This is a genomic window from Ruegeria sp. C2 (assembly GCF_056537765.1).
Window position 1 is genome coordinate 344,175 of record NZ_JBQFRZ010000003.1, and the last position, 19,541, is coordinate 363,715.

The 19,541-nt window shown below is 57.0% G+C and carries 21 protein-coding genes; 4 read left to right on the forward strand and 17 right to left on the reverse strand.

Annotation, left to right across the window (positions count from 1 at the left end):
• Positions 1–67 precede the first annotated feature (67 nt).
• The 4 genes from ACR0IV_RS13785 to ACR0IV_RS13800 all read right to left on the reverse strand — a co-directional run bounded on the left by ACR0IV_RS13785 (position 68) and on the right by ACR0IV_RS13800 (position 3,278).
• On the reverse strand, positions 68–1,738 hold the full coding sequence (locus ACR0IV_RS13785; protein ID WP_480658653.1) for a sulfatase-like hydrolase/transferase: 1,671 nt from the start codon (positions 1,736–1,738) through the stop codon (positions 68–70).
• A 15-nt stretch (positions 1,739–1,753) separates the two neighbouring features.
• Positions 1,754–1,984, reverse strand: coding sequence for a (Na+)-NQR maturation NqrM (nqrM, locus tag ACR0IV_RS13790; RefSeq protein ID WP_170692282.1), 231 nt, complete (start codon positions 1,982–1,984; stop codon positions 1,754–1,756).
• Positions 1,985–1,999: 15 nt separating this feature from the next.
• Positions 2,000–3,025, reverse strand: a complete 1,026-nt coding sequence (locus tag ACR0IV_RS13795; protein ID WP_480658652.1) for an FAD:protein FMN transferase — start codon at positions 3,023–3,025, stop codon at positions 2,000–2,002.
• A 67-nt stretch (positions 3,026–3,092) separates the two neighbouring features.
• Positions 3,093–3,278: a hypothetical protein gene (locus tag ACR0IV_RS13800; protein ID WP_480471951.1), complete on the reverse strand. Its 186-nt coding sequence runs from the start codon at positions 3,276–3,278 to the stop codon at positions 3,093–3,095.
• A 123-nt stretch (positions 3,279–3,401) separates the two neighbouring features.
• Between ACR0IV_RS13800 and ACR0IV_RS13805 the strand changes: the two genes are divergently transcribed.
• Complete coding sequence (locus ACR0IV_RS13805; RefSeq protein ID WP_480472849.1) at positions 3,402–3,926, forward strand: CBS domain-containing protein; 525 nt, start codon at positions 3,402–3,404, stop codon at positions 3,924–3,926.
• Positions 3,927–3,930: 4 nt separating this feature from the next.
• On the opposite strand, the gene ACR0IV_RS13810 is transcribed toward ACR0IV_RS13805, so the two are convergent.
• Positions 3,931–4,767 carry a metallophosphoesterase family protein gene (locus ACR0IV_RS13810; protein ID WP_480658650.1) on the reverse strand — a complete coding sequence of 279 codons (837 nt, stop codon included), beginning with the start codon at positions 4,765–4,767 and terminating at the stop codon, positions 3,931–3,933.
• Between the two features lie 94 nt (positions 4,768–4,861).
• Between ACR0IV_RS13810 and ACR0IV_RS13815 the strand changes: the two genes are divergently transcribed.
• Entirely contained in the window at positions 4,862–5,875 is a 1,014-nt protein-coding gene (locus ACR0IV_RS13815; protein WP_480658649.1) for a GDP-mannose 4,6-dehydratase, read from the forward strand.
• A 14-nt stretch (positions 5,876–5,889) separates the two neighbouring features.
• Complete coding sequence (gene tviB / locus ACR0IV_RS13820; RefSeq protein ID WP_480659003.1) at positions 5,890–7,173, forward strand: Vi polysaccharide biosynthesis UDP-N-acetylglucosamine C-6 dehydrogenase TviB; 1,284 nt, start codon at positions 5,890–5,892, stop codon at positions 7,171–7,173.
• A gap of 58 nt (positions 7,174–7,231) precedes the next feature.
• Here the strand turns inward: tviB and nqrF are convergent, their stop codons facing one another.
• Genes nqrF through ACR0IV_RS13850 form a run of 6 tightly spaced genes read right to left on the reverse strand, consistent with a single transcriptional unit; the run spans position 7,232 to position 13,092 of the window.
• Complete coding sequence (nqrF, locus tag ACR0IV_RS13825; RefSeq protein ID WP_170393981.1) at positions 7,232–8,455, reverse strand: NADH:ubiquinone reductase (Na(+)-transporting) subunit F; 1,224 nt, start codon at positions 8,453–8,455, stop codon at positions 7,232–7,234.
• A gap of 10 nt (positions 8,456–8,465) precedes the next feature.
• Entirely contained in the window at positions 8,466–9,074 is a 609-nt protein-coding gene (nqrE, locus tag ACR0IV_RS13830; protein ID WP_050603817.1) for an NADH:ubiquinone reductase (Na(+)-transporting) subunit E, read from the reverse strand.
• Positions 9,074–9,727: an NADH:ubiquinone reductase (Na(+)-transporting) subunit D gene (locus tag ACR0IV_RS13835; RefSeq protein WP_152460184.1), complete on the reverse strand. Its 654-nt coding sequence runs from the start codon at positions 9,725–9,727 to the stop codon at positions 9,074–9,076. Before ACR0IV_RS13835 ends, nqrE begins: the two co-directional genes overlap by 1 nt.
• Complete coding sequence (locus ACR0IV_RS13840; RefSeq protein ID WP_480658647.1) at positions 9,727–10,542, reverse strand: Na(+)-translocating NADH-quinone reductase subunit C; 816 nt, start codon at positions 10,540–10,542, stop codon at positions 9,727–9,729. The genes ACR0IV_RS13835 and ACR0IV_RS13840 overlap by 1 nt, the downstream gene beginning before the upstream one ends.
• Positions 10,535–11,743 (reverse strand): NADH:ubiquinone reductase (Na(+)-transporting) subunit B, encoded by a 1,209-nt coding sequence (locus ACR0IV_RS13845; protein WP_480658646.1) that lies wholly within the window; start codon positions 11,741–11,743, stop codon positions 10,535–10,537. Before ACR0IV_RS13845 ends, ACR0IV_RS13840 begins: the two co-directional genes overlap by 8 nt.
• A 5-nt stretch (positions 11,744–11,748) precedes the next feature.
• Positions 11,749–13,092, reverse strand: coding sequence for a Na(+)-translocating NADH-quinone reductase subunit A (locus tag ACR0IV_RS13850; RefSeq protein WP_480659002.1), 1,344 nt, complete (start codon positions 13,090–13,092; stop codon positions 11,749–11,751).
• Positions 13,093–13,390: 298 nt separating this feature from the next.
• On the opposite strand from ACR0IV_RS13850, the gene ACR0IV_RS13855 reads away from it, so the two are divergent.
• Complete coding sequence (locus ACR0IV_RS13855; protein WP_480658644.1) at positions 13,391–14,506, forward strand: THUMP domain-containing class I SAM-dependent RNA methyltransferase; 1,116 nt, start codon at positions 13,391–13,393, stop codon at positions 14,504–14,506.
• Between the two features lie 123 nt (positions 14,507–14,629).
• On the opposite strand, the gene ACR0IV_RS13860 is transcribed toward ACR0IV_RS13855, so the two are convergent.
• The 6 genes from ACR0IV_RS13860 to ACR0IV_RS13885 form a co-directional block, all read right to left on the reverse strand.
• Entirely contained in the window at positions 14,630–14,908 is a 279-nt protein-coding gene (locus ACR0IV_RS13860; RefSeq protein ID WP_480658643.1) for a transposase, read from the reverse strand.
• A 63-nt stretch (positions 14,909–14,971) separates the two neighbouring features.
• Positions 14,972–15,655, reverse strand: a complete 684-nt coding sequence (locus ACR0IV_RS13865; RefSeq protein WP_480658642.1) for a type 1 glutamine amidotransferase — start codon at positions 15,653–15,655, stop codon at positions 14,972–14,974.
• A gap of 10 nt (positions 15,656–15,665) precedes the next feature.
• On the reverse strand, positions 15,666–16,637 hold the full coding sequence (gene speB / locus ACR0IV_RS13870; protein ID WP_480658641.1) for an agmatinase: 972 nt from the start codon (positions 16,635–16,637) through the stop codon (positions 15,666–15,668).
• The gene (locus ACR0IV_RS13875) at positions 16,621–17,433 is read right to left on the reverse strand and encodes an ABC transporter permease subunit (protein WP_480472787.1); all 813 of its coding nucleotides are present in this window, start codon (positions 17,431–17,433) and stop codon (positions 16,621–16,623) included. The genes speB and ACR0IV_RS13875 overlap by 17 nt, the downstream gene beginning before the upstream one ends.
• A complete protein-coding gene (locus tag ACR0IV_RS13880) occupies positions 17,433–18,383 on the reverse strand; it encodes an ABC transporter permease subunit (protein ID WP_480658640.1) in 951 nt (316 codons plus the stop codon). Before ACR0IV_RS13880 ends, ACR0IV_RS13875 begins: the two co-directional genes overlap by 1 nt.
• Positions 18,380–19,519 (reverse strand): ABC transporter ATP-binding protein, encoded by a 1,140-nt coding sequence (locus ACR0IV_RS13885; RefSeq protein WP_480472785.1) that lies wholly within the window; start codon positions 19,517–19,519, stop codon positions 18,380–18,382. The genes ACR0IV_RS13880 and ACR0IV_RS13885 overlap by 4 nt, the downstream gene beginning before the upstream one ends.
• Positions 19,520–19,541 lie beyond the last annotated feature (22 nt).

A 19,541-nucleotide genomic window follows, 5' to 3' on the forward strand; every position in this document is an offset into this window, starting at 1 on the left:
AGTGTTGCCACCTTCTACCCCCTGCCCGCGCAAGGTTGAACCGTCTTTCGGCGCTGCAAGGGCAGAATTAATCTGCCTTGTAATCCCCAAATGGCCGTGCCTTACGGTTGCGGTATTTCACGGTCAGCTCAAGCGGCATATCGTTTTCGTCGTAGATACCAATCACTACGCCTGTTCCACGGCTCGATCCGCGCATGTTCAACAGCTGCTCCTCGGACCGGGTTGTGCGCTGAGACGGACGGCGGGCCCAGGCAAATAGATAGTCATACATCTCGGCGATAATGTCTGCGTGCTCATCGCTTTCGCCCAGATCGATCAGTTCATCTGGATCAGTCTCCAGATCGAACAAAAGCGGGCGATAGCCACCCTCACAATGGACCAGCTTCCATTTCTCGTTTGCGACCATGAACATGACCGCATCCCGCACCGAAGCATTCAGCATCTGGGCAATGGGCGAAGCAGAATAGTCGTATTCGCAGATAACGACATCGCGCGGGGTGTTGTCGGATTGCCCATGTAGAATCGGCAGCAACGAATGCCCTTCGAGGATGTGTCCGGCGGGTTCTCCGCCTGCAACCTCCAGAAAGGTGGGGGCCAGATCGATGGATTCGACCAGCGCGTCGCAGGTGGTGCCGCGTGTCGCGTCAGCTTCGGGTGATGGATCATAGATGATCAGCGGCATTTTGGTTGAGGCATCGTGGAAGAAGGTCTTCTCCCCCATCCAGTGATCGCCCAGAAAATCCCCATGGTCCGAGGTCAACACGATCATGGTGTCCTGCATCCGCCCGGTCTGCTCCATCCAGTCGAATAGCCGCCCCATCTGATCATCGGCCTGTTTGATCAGGCCCATATAGGCCGGGATCACAGCCTCGCGCACATCCTGACGTGAGAATGTCTGGCCAATTTTCGTGTCCATGAACGCCTTGAGCACTGGATGCGCATTCTGCCGCTCAGCCTCGGACCGAACCACCGGCAGTACGTGCTCGGGGCCGTACATCGAGGCATAGGGTTCCGGCACGATGTAAGGCCAATGCGGCTTGATATAGCTGAGGTGACAGCACCACGGCCCTTCATGGCCGTCCATAAACTCAATTCCACGAGAGGTCAGATAGGGCGTTTCGCTGTCTTCCTCGGCGATATTGGCCGCCTCGGATGAGTTTTTCAGAAACCAACCCGACAGCACATTGCCATCTGCATCCAGACCCGAATTGGCAAAATCGTGCCAGGGATTGTCACTGTCGTAACCTTTGTCCTTCAGATATTCGTTGTACTTCTTAGCCCCACCGGGATCATAGAAACCATCGGGTCCCTCGGGGCGCATCCCATCATCGCGTTCAAATACATCAAATCCGCATTCGGCTACGCGCGCACCGATCAGGCTGTCGGGCTCAAGCCCCAAACGGGCCATGCCCTCGGCATCTGCGCGCATATGGGTCTTGCCGACCAACCAGCAACCCATCCCCGCCTTGCGCAAATGATCGCCCATGGTCATCTCACCGACTTTCAGCGGAATACCATTCCACGACGCACCGTGCGAATGCACATAGCGGCCGGTATAAGTCGACATACGGGAACTGCCGCAAATCGGAGACTGGATGTATGCGCGGTCAAAACGCACGCCCATCGCAGCGAGCCGGTCAATATTCGGGGTATGGAGATGTGGATGTCCGTAGCAGCTGAGGTAGTCCCAGCGCAATTGGTCGAACATAATGAAGAGGATGTTCCTGGCTTTGATCATGCCAAGAGGGGTATCCTAGCCTTCCATCTGTTGCAGCATCTTTTTCGCACGCTTGCACTGCAACTGGTCGCGCAGAGGGCTGTCGGGATCGACATCCTTTTGGCAGACCACACATTTATCGGCACCAGAGATCGCGTTCAGGCCACCGCAGCTGCCCTTGATGGTCTTGCCCATCAGCATCACACCCAGCGCCATACCAACCATGACGATCAGCAACAGGAAAAAGGCCAGAATAAAGGTGCTCATAACGGTTCCTACCGGTCAGTTGGTCCCCAGCGCATCCTTGAACGCGCTGCTTTGTACGGTGATATAGGCTTCTTCCCCGCTTGTCACATCCCGCGAGATGAAGAACACGGCAAGTTTATGCTTTTCGGCCAGTTCCATGCCCTTCTCCTGCCCCAAGGCCAGCATCGCCGTCGCCCATGCATCCGCCATCATCGCGCTGTCTGCCAGAACCGTAACCGAAGTGGTGCGATGCGTGATCGGGCGCCCGGTCGTCGGGTCGATGATGTGGGAATAGCGAACGCCATCCTGTTCGAAGAAATTCTTGTAATCGCCCGAGGTCGCCATGCCGAGATTATCCAGAGATACGATCAACTGAATGGCCTGAGCACTGGCCTCCGGCTTTTCGATACCGATCCGCCAGGCCTCACCCTTGTCATTCTCGCCCATGGCCACAAGATCGCCTCCGATCTCGACCATGTAATTCTCGATCCCCGCTTCGCGAAGCCGGGCGGCAACCGCATCAATCCCGTAGCCCTTGGCGATGGCAGACAAGTTAATCCCTACACCCGGTTCAGACTTGGCCAGCGTCCCCGACGCCCGATCCAGAGTCAGCAGGCGCGCCTGACCAACCTGATCCAGAGCGGCGTTGATTTCAGCATCTGCAGGTACCGGATCCTCGGGCTTGCGCGGACCAAAACCCCAGAGCTCAATCAACGGGCCGAGGGTGACGTCAAACGTGCCTTGGGATTTGGCATGAACCTCGTTGGCGGCCTCCACTACCAGCGCGAATTCATCCGAAACCGGCATAGGATCCGTGCTGGCTGAGGCGGAAAAGGTCGAAACCTCGGAGTTTGGGTCCCAGTTGGACATTTGCGCATTGACCTGCGCCAAGGTCTCTTGCACCGCTTCGCCAAGCGCCGCTTCATCCAGATCGTCACCGATTGCGGTGATGTTGAACGTCGTTCCCATGGTCTCACCCGACAGCGAAACCACATCAGGTTCGGTATCGAACAGGCAGCCGGTCACAAAAAGCAGCGAAGCCAGAGCAATCAGATGGCGCATCGGGCGATCTCCTGGGAAAATCCGTGCCCGGCGTATGCCAGTGGCCATGCGCAGAGTCAAACCGGCTTCATATCTTGAGCGGCAGAAAGGCCAGCATAAAAAGCCCGATTGCCGCCGGGACGCCGAACACCCACGCACGCCTCTGCCAGCCGGGGAGTTGCTGCTTCCAGGCCATGCGAAAATTGTGTCCGCAGACAACTACAAAAAAGAAGATCAGCGCGGCTATGGGCGGGGTCAGGTACAGTTCGCTCACGTGATCGAATTTCCTTGTAAAGTGGCCGGGTTACGCCGGTCTGCAAATTTGCACCCTATACAGCGGCTGCCCCTTCGTTAAGGTGGACAGAACAGAGATATCCCAAGACAGAGGAGACCGCCCATGGCCCCAAGCTCTTACCAGCCCCCTACACGTGGCGACAAGGCCGCGTCGACAACCCGCAGTCAGTCGGTTGAAACCAACCTGTCACAGACCCATTCGACGGTTGCGAAACTGCTGGAAGGCAAAGGGGATGCAGTATTTGCGGTGCGCCCGAACGACACGATACATTCGGTTGTCGATATCCTGCGCGACAAACATATCGGTGCCGTGGTTGTAACGGACCAGAACGGCGCACTGCAGGGCATTCTGTCTGAACGTGACATCGTACGCCGTATGGCCGAGACACCGGGTCAGACATTGCCGCAATCGGTGTCTGATCTGATGACGACCGAGGTCAAAACCTGCGCCCCCGAAGACCTTCTGAACGATGTGCTGAAAACCATGACCGAAGGACGGTTCCGCCACATGCCGGTGCTGACCGATGGCAACCTGCGCGGCGTTATTACCATCGGAGACGTGGTGCATTTCCGCTTGAAAGAGCTGGAATACGAAGCGCTCAAGATGAAGCAAATGATTGTCGGCTAAAGGCTCAGGCCGAGCTATATACGATCCCCGAGCGGTTGGTCGAAATGAACCGGATGGTCCCGTCCGAGACTTCGGCCGCCGTAAGCTGGTTTGTCGCAAACGCGCCCGTATCAATTGAAACGACCCTGCCCCGCACGCATGGCTTATCGATGATTGTGTGCCCGTGAATGATCCATTGCCTGTCCCTACGCGCCTTTGCCAGGAAATTCGGATGACCCCACAGACAGGTCCGAGGAAACTGAGCCTCGACCGGTTTTGCTGGGTCCATTGCCGCGTGAACCGCAGTAATATTGCCGCAGGTCCAGTGCAGCGGGCGTTCCCGCAGCCACTCCAACAAGGGCTCACCCATCGCGTGTCTCAATTTCTCGGCCTTAGTTTCCGGCCCCAGGTCCAGCGTGCGGGTCAGACCGAATGAGGCCAATGTCTGCGTTCCTCCGTTATGCATCCAAACGCGTTCAAACTTGGTCGGGTTGTCAAGAAAGCTTAGCAACATCTCTTCGTGATTGCCCTTCAGGCAGATGGCCCTGCCATGGCGGCTGGTGCTGAGATGACGCAAATGGCGCAGGACTTGGGCGCTGTAATCGCCCCGATCAACATAGTCGCCCAAAAAAACCACCGGAACGGAATCGTCCAGCGCGGCCAGAAGTCTCTGCAAAAGATCAAGCCTGCCATGGATATCGCCAACCGCATAAAACCGGCCCTCGGGGGCCAGTGTCGACAGGTCTGTCCCCTGCGTCTGCACCGGTTCCGGGCGCAGAAGGATTTTGATCCATCTCGGCAGCATCGGCCAGATGCCTAACCCGGCAAGCCGGTTGCAGCAATCGCCAAATCCTGATCCCAATGCCTCTGCCCATCAGAAACCTGAAATATCCGCTTGACGATCCGACGAGGAAAGTATCCCTGAGAGGCAGGTTCTGAACAACGGTGTACGATAGATGAAACGGGTTTTGATCACGGGTACGGCAGGCTTTATCGGTTATTATCTGGCCAAACTGCTGCTCTCCGAAGGGTTTCGCGTACATGGCTATGACGGAATGACGGATTATTACGATGTCAGCCTCAAGCATCGCCGGCATCAGATGTTGCTGCAAAACCCGAATTTCACCGCAAACGAAGCCCTGCTGGAAGATCACGAAAAGCTGATGCAAATCGCTGATGAGTTCCAGCCCGAGATCATCGTACATCTCGCAGCGCAAGCAGGCGTGCGCTACAGCCTGGAAAACCCACGCAGCTACATCGACTCGAACGTTGTGGGTACGTTCAACGTGATGGAGGTCGCCCGACTGCATAAGGTCGACCACCTGCTGATGGCCTCGACCTCTTCGGTTTATGGGGCAAATGAGGAGATGCCGTTCACCGAGGTTGAAAAAGCCGATCATCAGCTGACGATCTACGCCGCCACCAAGAAGGCAAACGAGGCGATGGCGCATTCCTATGCGCACCTTTGGGACCTTCCGACGACCATGTTCAGATTCTTCACGGTCTACGGGCCTTGGGGACGCCCCGATCTTGCGCTTTTCAAATTCGTGGATGCGATCCTCGATGGTCGTCCGATCGACATCTATAATCATGGGGATATGTATCGCGATTTCACCAATGTCGAAGACCTCGTGCGTGGTATCCGGCTACTGATCGACGTGCCCCCCGTGCGCCCCTCGGACCGCGATGAGATCGAAGAAGGAGACAGCCTGTCCCCCGTCGCACCGCATCGTGTGGTGAATATCGGGAACGGCGATAAAGTGCGTCTGATGGATTTCATCGAAGCCATCGAAGACGCGATTGGTCAGAAAGCCATCCGGAATTACATGCCCATGCAAATGGGCGATGTGCCAGCGACCTGGGCAGATAGCGCATTGCTGCAACGCCTGACCGGCTATCGTCCGCAGACTGACTTCAAGGACGGCGTTGCGCAATTCGTCAAGTGGTTCCGAGAATATTACGGGAAGTGATCTGAGTGACCGGCATGTTTGAAACCGACCCGAATGCCCGCAAGATTGCTGTGATCGGCCTCGGCTATGTCGGACTGCCGCTGGCCGTAGCCTTTGGCAAGATCGGGCCAGTGCTGGGGTTCGACATCAATGCCGAGCGGATTGCCGCGCTTCGTGCCGGAGAAGATACGACGCTTGAAGTTGAACCTGCTGAGCTGAGCGCGGCAGATGGATTGACCTTCACCACCCACGCGGCGGATCTGGCCACATGTGATACCTTCATCGTGACGGTCCCCACGCCGATTACTGCGGGCAAACAGCCTGATCTTGCCCCATTGCTCAGCGCATCTGAAACGGTTGGCGCAGTGCTAAAGCCCGGCGATCTGGTGATTTACGAATCCACCGTTTACCCCGGCGCCACCGAAGATGATTGCGTGCCGGTGCTGGAACAGATCTCAGGCCTGACATTCAATCGCGATTTCTTTGCGGGGTACAGTCCAGAACGGATCAACCCCGGTGACAAAACTCATCGGATCGCTGATATCTGCAAAGTCACCTCTGGCTCCACACCCGAGGTCGCGGATCTGGTCGATACCCTTTACGCGCGGATCATCACCGCCGGGACCCACAAAGCCGAGAGCATTCGCGTCGCCGAGGCCGCAAAGGTCATCGAGAACACGCAGCGTGATCTGAACATCGCGCTGGTGAACGAATTGGCGATGATCTTTGGTCGTCTGGGGATCGACACCGACGCCGTGCTGCGCGCGGCGGGCACCAAATGGAATTTCCTGCCCTTCCGACCCGGACTGGTCGGCGGGCATTGCATCGGCGTCGACCCCTATTACCTGACCCACAAAGCCGAAGCCGTTGGTCATCACCCTCAAATCATACTGGCTGGGCGGCGCCTGAACGATGGCATGGGCAGTTATGTCGTATCACAACTCGTCAAACGGATGACCCGCGAAGGGATCAATGTCAGCGCGGCGCGCGTGTTGGTGTTGGGGCTAACCTTCAAGGAAAACTGCCCCGATCTGCGCAACACGCGAGTGATCGATATCGTGACTGAATTGCAGGACTACGGCGTTGCGGTGGATGTGCATGATCCGCATGCCGACCCTCAATCCGCGTTCGATGAATACGGTATATCGCTGATCGATAAGGCCCATTCCGGAACGTATGACGGTGTCGTGGTGGCCGTTGCACATCGCGAATACCTGGCGCTCGATCCAAGTGAAATTCGAGGATATGGTAAAGACCAAAGCGTTTTATTCGACGTCAAATCCTGCTTGCCGATAGAGGCAAGTGATCTGCGTTTGTAATCCTTCACCGTAGCCGAGAAGAAAAAACCGGCGCCCTGAAGCGCCGGTTTTTTTGGTATCACCCGCCGAAATCGTCGAGCATGATATCTTCGCGGTCCACGCCCAAATCCAGCAGCATGTTGATGACCGACTGGTTCATGATTGGCGGGCCACACATGTAGTATTCGCAATCTTCCGGCGCGGGGTGGTTCTTCAGATATTCTTCGAACAGAACGTTGTGAATAAAGCCAGTGTAGCCTTTCCAGTCATCCTCGGGCTGCGCGTCCGACAAGGCAACGTGCCACTCGAAATTGTCGAATTCTTTGGCAAGAGTGTCGAAATCTTCGACAAAGAACATCTCTTTTTTCGAGCGCGCACCATACCAGAAGCTGATCTTGCGGTTGCGGTTCTCGAGACGTTTGAGCTGGTCAAAGATATGGCTGCGCATCGGGGCCATACCGGCACCACCACCGATGAAGACCATCTCTTTCTCGGTCTCGCGCGCGAAGAACTCGCCAAACGGGCCCGAGATTGTGACCTTGTCGCCCGGTTTCAGGTTAAAGATATACGACGACATCTGACCCGGCGGGATACCTTCGGACCCCGGAGGGGGCGAAGCCACGCGGACGTTCAGCATGATCATGCCCTTCTCGTCCGGGTAGTTGGCCATCGAATAGGCGCGCTCAATCGGTTCGGCGACGACGGATTTGTACTGCCACAGATTGAAGCGATCCCAGTCTTCCCGATACTCTTCTTCAACATCGAAATCGGTATAGGCCAACTGGTGCGCAGGCGCCTCGATCTGGATATAACCACCGGCGCGGAAGTTCACATCTTCGCCTTCAGGCAGATCCAGCGTCAGAGCCTTGATGAATGTTGCTACGTTCTCATTCGAGCGAACGGTGCATTCCCATTTCTTGACGCCGAAGACCTCTTCGGGAACTTCGATGTCCATATCCTGCTTGACCGCTACCTGACAGGATAGCCGGTCACCACAAGACGCCTCGCGCTTGGTGATGTGGCTTTCCTCGGTCGGCAGGATCGATCCGCCGCCGGAATGCACGCGCACGCGACATTGTGCACATGTACCGCCACCGCCGCAGGCGGAGGGCACGAACAGTTTCTCTGCTGCCAACGTTTGCAGCAGCTTACCACCGGCAGGAACCGAGATGGTCTTCTCACCATTGATGGTGATGTTCACGTTCCCGGTCGAGACCAGCTTGGACCGCGCCGCCATGATGATGGCGACCAGACCTAGAACGATAACGGTGAAAAGGGCTACACCTAAGCCAAAGGTTTCCATTCCGCCCTCCTTACAGTTTCACGCCCGAGAAGGACATGAAGGCCATAGCCATCAGTCCCGCGGTAATGAAAGTGATGCCGAGCCCCTGCAGACCGTCGGGGATGTCAGAGTACTTCAGCTTTTCGCGCACGCCCGCCATCGCAGTGATCGCCAGCGCCCAGCCAAAGCCCGAAGACAGACCGTAGGTCGCCGCCTCAGCAAAGTTGTAGTCCCGCTCGACCATGAACAGAGAACCACCCAGGATGGCGCAATTCACCGTGATCAGCGGCAGGAAGATACCCAGCGCGTTGTAGAGCGGCGGGAAGTACTTATCGAGCACCATCTCAAGGATCTGAACCATCGCCGCAATCACGCCGATATAAGAGATCAGGCCAAGGAAGGTCAGGTCCACATCGGGGAACCCGGCCCAAGCTAGGGCCCCCGGTTTCAGCAAGTAATTCAGCAGCAGGTTGTTGGCAGGCACAGTGATGGCCTGCACCACCATGACCGAGATGCCCAGACCCAGCGCGGTCGAGATTTTCTTCGACACAGCGATGAAGGTACACATCCCAAGGAAGAAGCTGAGAGCGAGGTTTTCGACAAAGATGGCCTTTACGGCCAGTGAAATCAGACCTTCCATCAGTGGGCCTCTACCTGCTGGATTTTGTATTCACGCTCTTCCACCTGGTTCGGCTTCCATGTGCGGAAGGCCCAGATGATCAGACCGATGATGAAGAACGCCGACGGTGGCAGCAGCAGCATGCCGTTGGGCACATACCAGCCGCCGTTATTGACGGTCTCAAGAATGGTCACACCGAACAACGACCCAGCCCCGAACAGCTCCCGAATGAAGCCGACCAGCAGCAGGATCAGGCCATAGCCCATTCCGTTGCCCATCCCGTCAATAAAAGAAGCGACCGGAGGGTTTTTCATCGCAAACGCTTCGGCGCGGCCCATCACGATGCAGTTGGTGATGATCAGGCCGACGAAGACGGACAGCGTTTTGGAAATTTCAAACGCATAGGCCTTGAGGATCTGGTCTACCAGGATCACCAGTGAGGCAATGATCACCATCTGCACGATAATCCGGATTGAGCCGGGGATCTGGTTGCGCAGGCATGAGATGAAGAACGACGAGAACGAGGTTACGAAGATCACCGCCAGCGCCATCACCATCGACACCTGCAGCGACGAAGTCACCGCCAGCGCCGAACAGATGCCCAGCACCTGCAGTGTGATCGGGTTGTTGTCGACAAGCGGGTCGACCAGCATCTCTTTCTTGGTCTGAGACATCAGAGCTCTCCTGCTTGCAGTTTGGCCAGGAACGGAGCGTAGCCCGCGTCGCCCATCCAGAATTTCACCAGGTTATCGACACCGACCGAGGTCAGCGTAGCGCCTGCCAGCGCATCGACATAGAAATCAGGACCTGCTGCGGGCTGCGACTTGGCAACGGTAATCTGCAAATCACCTGCATCGTCACGCAGCTTCTTGCCGTTCCACAGCGCTTTCCAGCGTGGGTTGTCCACTTCGGCACCCAGACCGGGTGTCTCGCCGTGCTGATAGAACTGAAGGCCGAAGATATCGTTGCCGTTGTTTTCCAGCGCGATGAAGCCATAGAGCGTAGACCACAGGCCATAACCGTGAAGCGGCAGGATTACCTTGTCCAGTGCGCCCGCATCATCACGCAATAGATAGATCACGCGGTACTTAGACTTACGCCCGATCCCAGCCGGGTCATCATCCAGAGCGACGCTCAGTTCTGGATCGCTGGCAGCGGCGATATCATCGAAGGTGGTCGGGTCGAACTCATCGTCTACGAAATCACCGGTAGACAGTTCCAGTACATGCGGTTCAAAGGCGGCGAATGCCTCGGTCACGTCAATGCCCGGTTCGTAGATGCCGGCGACCTGCAGAACGTTGACCTGCTTGTCTTTTAGTCGGTTGACTTCCTGCACCGGGCGCAGGCTGACCGCAGCCGCGGACACGACCATCGAGGCAACAAGGCAGACGGCCACGGCAATAAAGATCGTCTTGCCAACCGAGTCCGGCGAAGCCGCCAGAAACTTGGCAATCGCTCCCTTGGGTTCGTTGGATTGCGTATCAGACATGGCGACGCGCCCTCCGTTTAATATTGGCCTGTACGACGAAATAATCGATCAGCGGCGCAAAAACGTTTCCGAACAAGATTGCCAGCATCATACCCTCGGGGAAAGCGGGGTTAATGACTCGGATCATCACAACCATGATACCGATCAGCGCGCCATAGATGTAGCGGCCCATGTTGGTGTGGCTGGCCGAGACGGGCTCGGTTACCATGAACGCCAAGCCGAAGGCATAGCCCCCAAGAACAATGTGCCAGTACCAAGGCATCGCGAACATCGGGTTGGTGTCCGATCCGATCAAGTTCAGCAGCAGCGTGAAGCCGATCGTGCCTGCCAGACAGCCCACGATCAGGCGATAATTGGCAATCTTGGTCGTCAGCAGGAAGGCCAGACCGATCATACAAGCCAGCGTCGATGTCTCACCAAAGCTGCCCTGGATTTGCCCGAAGAAGGCGTTGGCCCAGGTGATCCCGTCAGCCGCCAGCGCCTGAACGCCTTCAGCCGCGGTGATACCCAGCGCGGTCGCGCCAGAGAAGCCATCAACCGGCGTCCAGACCGCATCCCCCGACATCTGCGCGGGATAGGCGAAATAAAGGAAAGCACGTCCTACCAGTGCCGGATTCAGGAAGTTCTTACCAGTGCCACCAAACACTTCCTTACCGATCACGACACCGAATATGATCCCCAATGCAACCTGCCACAAAGGCGCGGTCGCAGGCATAATCAGTGTGTAAAGCATTGAAGTGACAAGGAAACCTTCATTCACCTCATGGCCCCTAACGGTGGCGAAGATGACCTCGAAGATACCGCCTGCCACCAACGTGGTGATGTAAATCGGTAAGAAATACATCAATCCATGCATCACATTGGCGAATATGCTGTCAGGGTTCAGCGAGATCCCGAACATCTGCAGGATCGCAATCCGCCAGTCGGTCGCTGAATCTGGTCCCAACGCGGCAATGGCCGAGTTCGCCTGATAGCCGGTGTTGTACATCCCCCAAAGGATACAAGGGATCGTGGCGATCACGACATAGGTCATGATCCGCTTCATATCTACGTAAGAGCGCGCATGCGGCGCGACAGTCGTGACGGTTTTCGGAGTGTAGATAAAGCTTTCTACCATCTCGTAGATGGGGAAATACTTTTCGTACTTGCCGCCTTTGGTAAAGTTCGGCTCGATCCGATCGAAGAAGCTGCGCAAACCCATGTGGATCAGCCCTCCTTTTCAATCTTGGTGAGGCAGTCGCGCAGCGCCAGCCCGTATTCATATTTTGCCGGGCAGGCAAAGCCCACAAGGCCCAGATCTTCTTCGTCCAACTCCAACGCACCCAGTGCCTGCGCGGTATCGGTATCCATCACCAAGAGCGCGCGCAGCAATTGTGTGGGCAGATAATCCTGCGGCATCAGCTCTTCGAACACGCCCGTCGGCACCATGGCGCGGCGGCCACCGTTCAGGTTCGAGGTGAACGCATAGAGCTTCTTGGCAAAAGCCGATCCCAAAACAGGCTGTACCGAGTATTTGGACGGCATCGGACGGATCCAACCCATCGGGATTTGATCACTGTCTTCGCGAATAATGCTGATCTGGCGCGCGAAACGGCCGAGATAGGCTGTCGGCCCTTCTGCATGCCGCCCGGACAAGATCGAACCCGAGATAATCCGCGCGGTACCGTCGACAGATACCTCGTCTCGGGTCAGGTCATCGGTCGATGCGCCCATCACGGTGCGGATCAGGCGCGGTTGACGTGCCCCCGGCCCTGCCAGCGCAATCACGATATTCGGGTCCAGATGACCGGTCTGCATCAGGCGACCAATCGCGATCACGTCCTGATAGCCAACGGTCCAAACCTGCTTGTCCCCAGCAAGTGGCTCGAGGAAATGGATGTGCGTTCCCGCCAGACCCGAGGGGTGCGGCCCGGAAAACGCAGCAGCTTCAACGCCCGGTAAGTCTGCTCCGGGAACCGATGCTCCCTCTTGCTGGCACAGATAGGTCGTGCCTTCAGTCAGCTTTGAGACGGCTGCGAGACCTTCTGCAAACGCTTCACCGGCATCTGAAATGATCAATGCCGCATCGCCTGCCAGCGGATCACTATCCATCGCGGTCACGAAAATCGCAGCGGGCTTGGTGCCCGGCTCAGGCATCTTCGAATAGGGTCGTGTGCGGAAAGACGTCCACAGCCCGGCGGCGCACAGCTTGGCCGCGACACCTTCGGCGGTCTCGGAGTCTCCGGTGCCCGAGAAATCCACGCCACCAGCATTGGCATCAGAGACCTCAATCACGACACTCTGCAATACTCGGCGCGCCCCGCGATTGATCCCCACGACCTTGCCGGTCAGCGGCGCAACCATCATCGCATCAGGCGCATCCTTATGACAGAATAGCGGAGTGCCACGTTGGACCGCATCGCCCTCTTGCACCAGCATTTTGGGCTTGAGACCGATATAGTCTCCTCCCAGAACCGCGACCGACGAGAACTCGGGCCCCGGCTGGATTTTCTGTTCGGGCGCGCCCTCAACCGGCAGGTCTAGCCCTTTTTTGAGTTTGAAAGTCTGCATGTCGCTCTGTTCTTCCAAGCCTTCTTCCCTGCGCCCCGAAATCCGGGCTGTTGCTTTGGTATGTCCGCACCCGGCAATGGGGCGCGATGCGTTGACACGCATCCAAGACACCGGTCGCGCGCGCAGGCGCAACTTCAATCCACGCTCCTTTACGCAAGCGTGGCTCGAAACGCAAACCTGTTACCGCTGAAACTGGCATGCAGGCACCACTTTCGTTGGAATTGCGTCAAAATGCCAGCGAATTGCGTCGCGGAATTTGCCAGTCGCGCCCGCAGATCATCCGGTGTAAGCATCCGGGATGGAAAATACTGAAGATCTCGAGATATTTCTTGTCGCCACACCGGGGCTCGAAGCCCCCTTATGCGCCGAAGCTCTTGAACGCGGCTTTGCCGGCGCACGCATCACCCCCGGAGGCGTGACATGCCGCGGTGACTGGCCCGAGGTCTGGCGCGCAAATCTGCTGCTGCGTGGGGCAAACAAGGTTCTGGTTCGCCTGGGCAGTTTCCCAGCGGTTCATCTGGCGCAGCTGGACAAACGAGCGCGCAAGTTTCCATGGGCAGAACACTTTCGCTCGAACGTACCGATCAAAGTCGAAGCCACCAGTCGGAAATCCCGCATCTATCACGCGGGCGCAGCGCGTCAGCGTGTCGAGCGGGCGATATCCGAAACGTTGGGCGCCCCGATCTCGGCCGAAGCTCCCATAAGGGTTCTGCTGCGAATCGAAAAGGATATCTGCACATTTTCGGTCGACAGCTCGGGCGAGCCACTGCACAAGCGCGGCCATAAACCTGCCGTTGCAAAAGCCCCGATGCGCGAGACCATGGCCGCAATGTTCTTGCGCGAATGCGAGTTTGACGGATCCGAACCTGTTCTGGACCCCATGTGCGGATCTGGCACATTCCCGATTGAAGCGGCTGAAATTGCTCTCGGGCTGGATCCGGGTCGGACCCGCACCTTTGCGTTCGAAAGTCTGGCATCATTTGACCGGAATACCTGGCAGGATCTGCGACAAAATCCGGCAGCACCCGCACTGGAGCCGATCTATTTCGGCTCTGATCGCAATGCAGGCGCCATCGAGGCCGCAACTACCAACGCAGATCGTGCTGGTGTTGCCAATGTCACCCGTTTTCAACACCGCTCGGTCAGCGACATCAAACCGCCTGAAGGACCTGCAGGCCTCGTGATTGTGAATCCTCCTTACGGGGCCAGAATTGGCGATGAAAAGCGACTGCGCTCGCTTTATGGCACATTGGGGAAGGTGTTGATGAGCCGTTTTTCGGGCTGGCGTGTCGGCATCGTTACCACAACCCCGGGACTTGCACGCGCCACCCGCCTTCCGATGTTGCCACCCGGGCCGATCGTCGACCATGGCGGCACCAAAATTCGCCTATATCGTACAGATCCGCTGACTTAACGTCTTCGCGTGGCTGATACTGTTGTGTCGAGCACCGCCATCCCGGCCCGCGACAGATTTAGCGTTCTGATACCTTCGTCTCGCTTCTGATCAGGTCGATGCGGGCATGCCATTAGGCGGCACTCAGAAGTTTCCCCATGCAGCTTCCTGCAGGATAAGCTTATCGAGCATCAGGTTTAAAACAGCCTTCCGCTGACGCCCATCCTTCTTCCGAAGGCGTTTTAGTTCCTTCAGTTGGTCAGTTCCCATCCCACCATATTGCTTGCGCCACCAGTAATAGGTTTGTTCCGTTATGCGAACCTCGCGGATCACGTCTACATGCAACATTCGCTGGCCGACAGGCACATCAACTTGTCGCAATTTCTGAACTATTTCTTCTGGCTTGTATCTCCTGTTCCCCATTCTCGGTCCCCCGTCTCTCAAGCATAACGGTGGTCCAATTCAAATCGGGCATTCCTGCTCACTTCACCTTGTCCGGTCTCGCTTGAAGAACTCTTCGAACCTGTCGGCATAACCGTCGGAAGTCAGCGTTTCCTCGTTCCGCGCCAGCGCGCCTTCAGCGATATTGTCAGGCAGGATATTGCGCCGGGCTTCAACCAGATCGGCCAGAAAGGCAGAGGTGAATTCCGGATGTGACTGGATGGTCAACGCCTTGTCACCATAGGCCAGAATCGCGTTGGCGCAGAAATCTGACGAGCCAATCACCTCAGCTTGGTCAGGGATTTCTGTCACCTGATCCTGATGCCAGGCCAGGATGCGTTCACTAGGCCCATCCGTGACCTCGTAATCCGTCGCGCCGACCGACCACCCGCCAGCAAACTTCTCTACCTTGCCGCCCAACGCCTGCGCTAAGATCTGGTGACCAAAACACACCCCGACAATGGGAACTCCGGCATCAAAGACATCGCGCAGGAAGTCTTCAAGCGGTGGAATCCAGTCATGCCCCTCGTAGGCACCGAATTTCGATCCGGTAATCAGCCAGCCATCAGCGTCGTGGATCGACGCGGGCAGAACCCCATCCAGCGCTTTATAGGTCACAAAGTCGAAGCCGCGCCCGGCCAACATCTTCTTGAAGAAGTCGTCATAGTCGCCGTGCTTTTCGCGGAGCTCATCAGGGGAGCGCCCGGTCTGTAATATCCCGATTTTCATGTTCGGCCTCTCAGACACGCCCAACTTCGACGCCCTCGGCACCCGCAGCTTTGGCAAGCAGGCACAACCAGTCATGTGCCACCGTGGCAGCTGCAACCGCGGTGATCTCTGACACGTCATAGGGTGGCGAAACCTCGACCACGTCCATGCCAATCAGGTTCAACCCCTCAAGGCCACGTACGAATTCCAGCGCCTGCCACGACGCCAGGCCGCCGGACACCGGCGTACCGGTTCCGGGGGCAAAGGCCGGGTCCATGCCATCCACGTCAAAGGACAGATAAACCGGCGCATCGCCTGCTCTCTTTCGCGCCACCTCGATCGCGGCGTCGATACCGTTGCGGTGAATCCAGGGGCTGGTGAGAATTTCAAAGCCGAAGTCCTCGTCATTAAAGGTGCGTAGCCCCACTTGGGTGGACTTGCTAACATCGATGATGCCTTCGCGCGCGGCGCGCAGGAACATGGTGCCATGGTCCTGCATCTCGCCGTCATCGTCCCATGCATCGCAATGGGCATCGAACTGGATCAACGCCACCGGACCGTATTTTCTGGCATGCGCCTTGAGCAGTGGGTAGGCGATCGAGTGATCGCCTCCCAAGGTCAACATCTTGGCACCGCTTTCGATGATGAGGTCAGCATGAGCCTCGATTGCAGGACGCACGGTATCCGGATGATGAGGGTCAAGATGAACGTCACCGTAATCCACGACCGACAGCGTATCAAACTGGTCGAACCCGAATGGGAAGGCTTTGAGTTCGGCCAGTTGAACCGATGCGGCCCGGATCGCCTGCGGCCCCAACCGGCATCCGGGGCGAAAGGTGACGGCATTGTCATAGGGAACACCCGTCACCGCCACATCGACCCCTTCGAGATCCCGGCTGTAATTGCGACGCAGGAAGCTGAGCACGCCGCCATAAGTCATCTCATGCCAACGGCCTTTGGTGGTTTCCTTGCGCAGGAAGGCCTGATCACCCGTGTGAGGCATATTTCTTGCTCCTGTTGATTTGCAACGCGGCGGCAATGATGCCCAGCGACACCACGCCGATGATGATGGTGGCCAGTGCATTCACATCCGGGCTCACTCCAAGGCGGACCTTCGAGAAGATGACCATCGGCAGGGTCGAGGCACCCGGGCCCGACACGAAGCTGGCGATCACCAGGTCATCCAGGCTGAGTGTGAAGGCCAGAAGCCAACCTGACACCAACGCCGGAGAGATTACCGGCAGGGTCACGTCAAAGAACACGCGCACCGGCTTGGCCCCCAGATCCTGCGCCGCCTCTTCGATGGACATGTCCATATCGACAAGGCGCGATTGGATCACCACGGCGCTATAGGCGGCCCCGAAGGTAGCGTGCGCGATGATGATGGTCAGCATACCCCGACCGCCGGGCCATCCGATCAGCCCCTCCATCGCGACGAACAGGAGCAAAAGCGACAGACCAATGATCACCTCGGGCATCACCAAAGGTGCGGTGATCATCATGCTGAGGATCGACTTGGTTCGGAATTTCTCAAACCGGGTCAGAACGAAGGACCCCACGGTCCCGATTGTCACCGCCAGAGTTGCACTTAGAAAGGCAATCTTGGCACTGATCCAGGCAGCCTGCAGGATTTGCGGGTCCCGGAGCAGCTCACCATACCACTTGGTTGAAAAACCGCCCCAGACAGTGACCAGCTTGCTTTCATTGAAGCTGAAGACCACCAGCGAGAGGATGGGGGCATAGAGGAAGATGAAACCCAAAAGCCCGGTCACCTGAAGAAATCTCGATTTGCGCTTCATCATTTCGCCCCTTCTTCAGCGGCCTGCGCCTTACGCAGCATCATAATTGGAATGACCAGGACGAAGAGCATGACGATCGCCACGGCGCTCGCTATTGGCCAATCACGGTTCGAGAAGAACTCGTTCCACAGAACCCGCCCGATCATCAACGTATCGGGTCCACCCAGTAGCGCTGGGATCACGAATTCACCGACTGCGGGGATAAAGACCAGCATGCAGCCAGCGATGATTCCGCTCATCGACAAGGGTAGTGTGACGGTGAAAAACGTCGTCGCTGGACGTGCGCCCAGATCGGCGGAAGCTTCCAGATAGGATTCGTCCAGCTTCACCAGGTTGGCGTAGAGCGGCAGGATCATGAACGGAAGGTAGGTATAGACGATGCCAACATAGACGGCAAAATCGGTCTGTAGCATGATCAACGGCTCGTCGATGATACCGATGGTCAGAAGAAAGTTGTTGATGATCCCGTTGGCCTTGAGAAATCCGATCCAAGCGTAGACTCTGAGCAGGAACGAGGTCCAGAACGGCAACACCACTAGCATCAGCAGGATGTTGCGTTTGTCGACCGGCGACCGCGCAATCATATAAGCCATGGGATAGCCAATCAGCAGCGTGATTACCGTGGAAATCGCCGCGATCTTGACCGACTCGATATAGGCCGAGAGGTAAAGCGGATCATCCAGCAAAAACAGGTAGTTCCCGAAATTGAGTGTCAGGTTCAGGAATCCGTCATCCCACTCCCAGATCGGAAGATAGGGCGGACGTGCAATTGCCGCCTCGGACAGCGAAATCTTCGCCACGACGAGAAACGGGATGAGAAAAAACAGAAGCAGCCAGAAGGTCGGAATGGCAATGACCAACCCGCGGCCCCCTAGGCCCAGCTTTTCCAGGATACGGCCAAGGAAACGACCGCCCGGAAGTTTGGTGTTGATATCGGCTTCGGTGCTCATGACGTCACCACAACACCGGCATTACCGGCCCATCCGAGATGCACTTTTTCGTCCCAGTCAAACGGATCGTCCCCGGACCGGGTCATGTTGGTCTGGCTGACGCGCACGCGTTTACCGCTGTCCAGACGCACGTGATAGACCGAGGAGTTGCCCATATATGCAATCTCGTCGATCACACCGGTCAATGTGTTGCGCACATCCGGTAGCTTTTCCTTGGAAATCATGACCTTTTCCGGGCGCACGGCCACGGCGGCCTTCTGACCCAGAACACCGCTGATCCCATGGGGGACGTAGAGGTCGCTGCCAGTTTCCTTTGAACTGATGATGACATGATCGTCGCCGTCTTCGGTGATGCGGCCCTCGAACACGTTCACCGAACCAATGAAATCAGCCACGAACCGGTTCTGCGGGTATTCGTAAATCTCGTGTGGCGTACCGACCTGGACGATCTCGCCTGCTGTCATGATACCGATACGGCTCGACAGGGTCATCGCCTCTTCCTGATCGTGGGTCACAACCACGAAAGTCACACCCAGGCTTTCCTGAATCTTGATCAGTTCGAACTGGGTTTCTTCACGCAGTTTCTTGTCCAATGCGCCCAGCGGTTCGTCCAGCATCAGAAGCTTGGGTTTCTTGACCAACGACCGGGCCAGCGCGACCCGCTGACGTTGACCACCCGACAATTGGTGCGGTTTGCGCGAGGCGAACTGATCCATCTGCACAAGCGACAGCATGTCGGTGACGCGGGTGGCGATTTCGGCCTTGGGCAGACCATCGCGTTTCAGGCCATAGGCGATGTTCTTTTCCACGGTCATGTGGGGGAACAGCGCGTAAGACTGAAACATCATGTTGGTTTCGCGGGCATAAGGGGCCACACCGGCCTGATCCTGACCATCAATAATGATCTGGCCCGAGGTCGGGGTTTCGAACCCCGAGAGCATCCGCAGAAGGGTGGATTTACCACAACCGGACCCGCCAAGTAGGCAGAAGATTTCGCCCTTGTAGATATCCAGCGACACGTTTTCCACGGCGGTGAACTGACCGAACATCTTGGTCACGTTCTTGATCTGCAAGAAGGGTTCCGCGTTCGGATCGGCCCAAGGTTTCGTTTCGGTTACGGATCTGGCTTCTGACATGTTCGCCCCCTGAAGAGTGAAT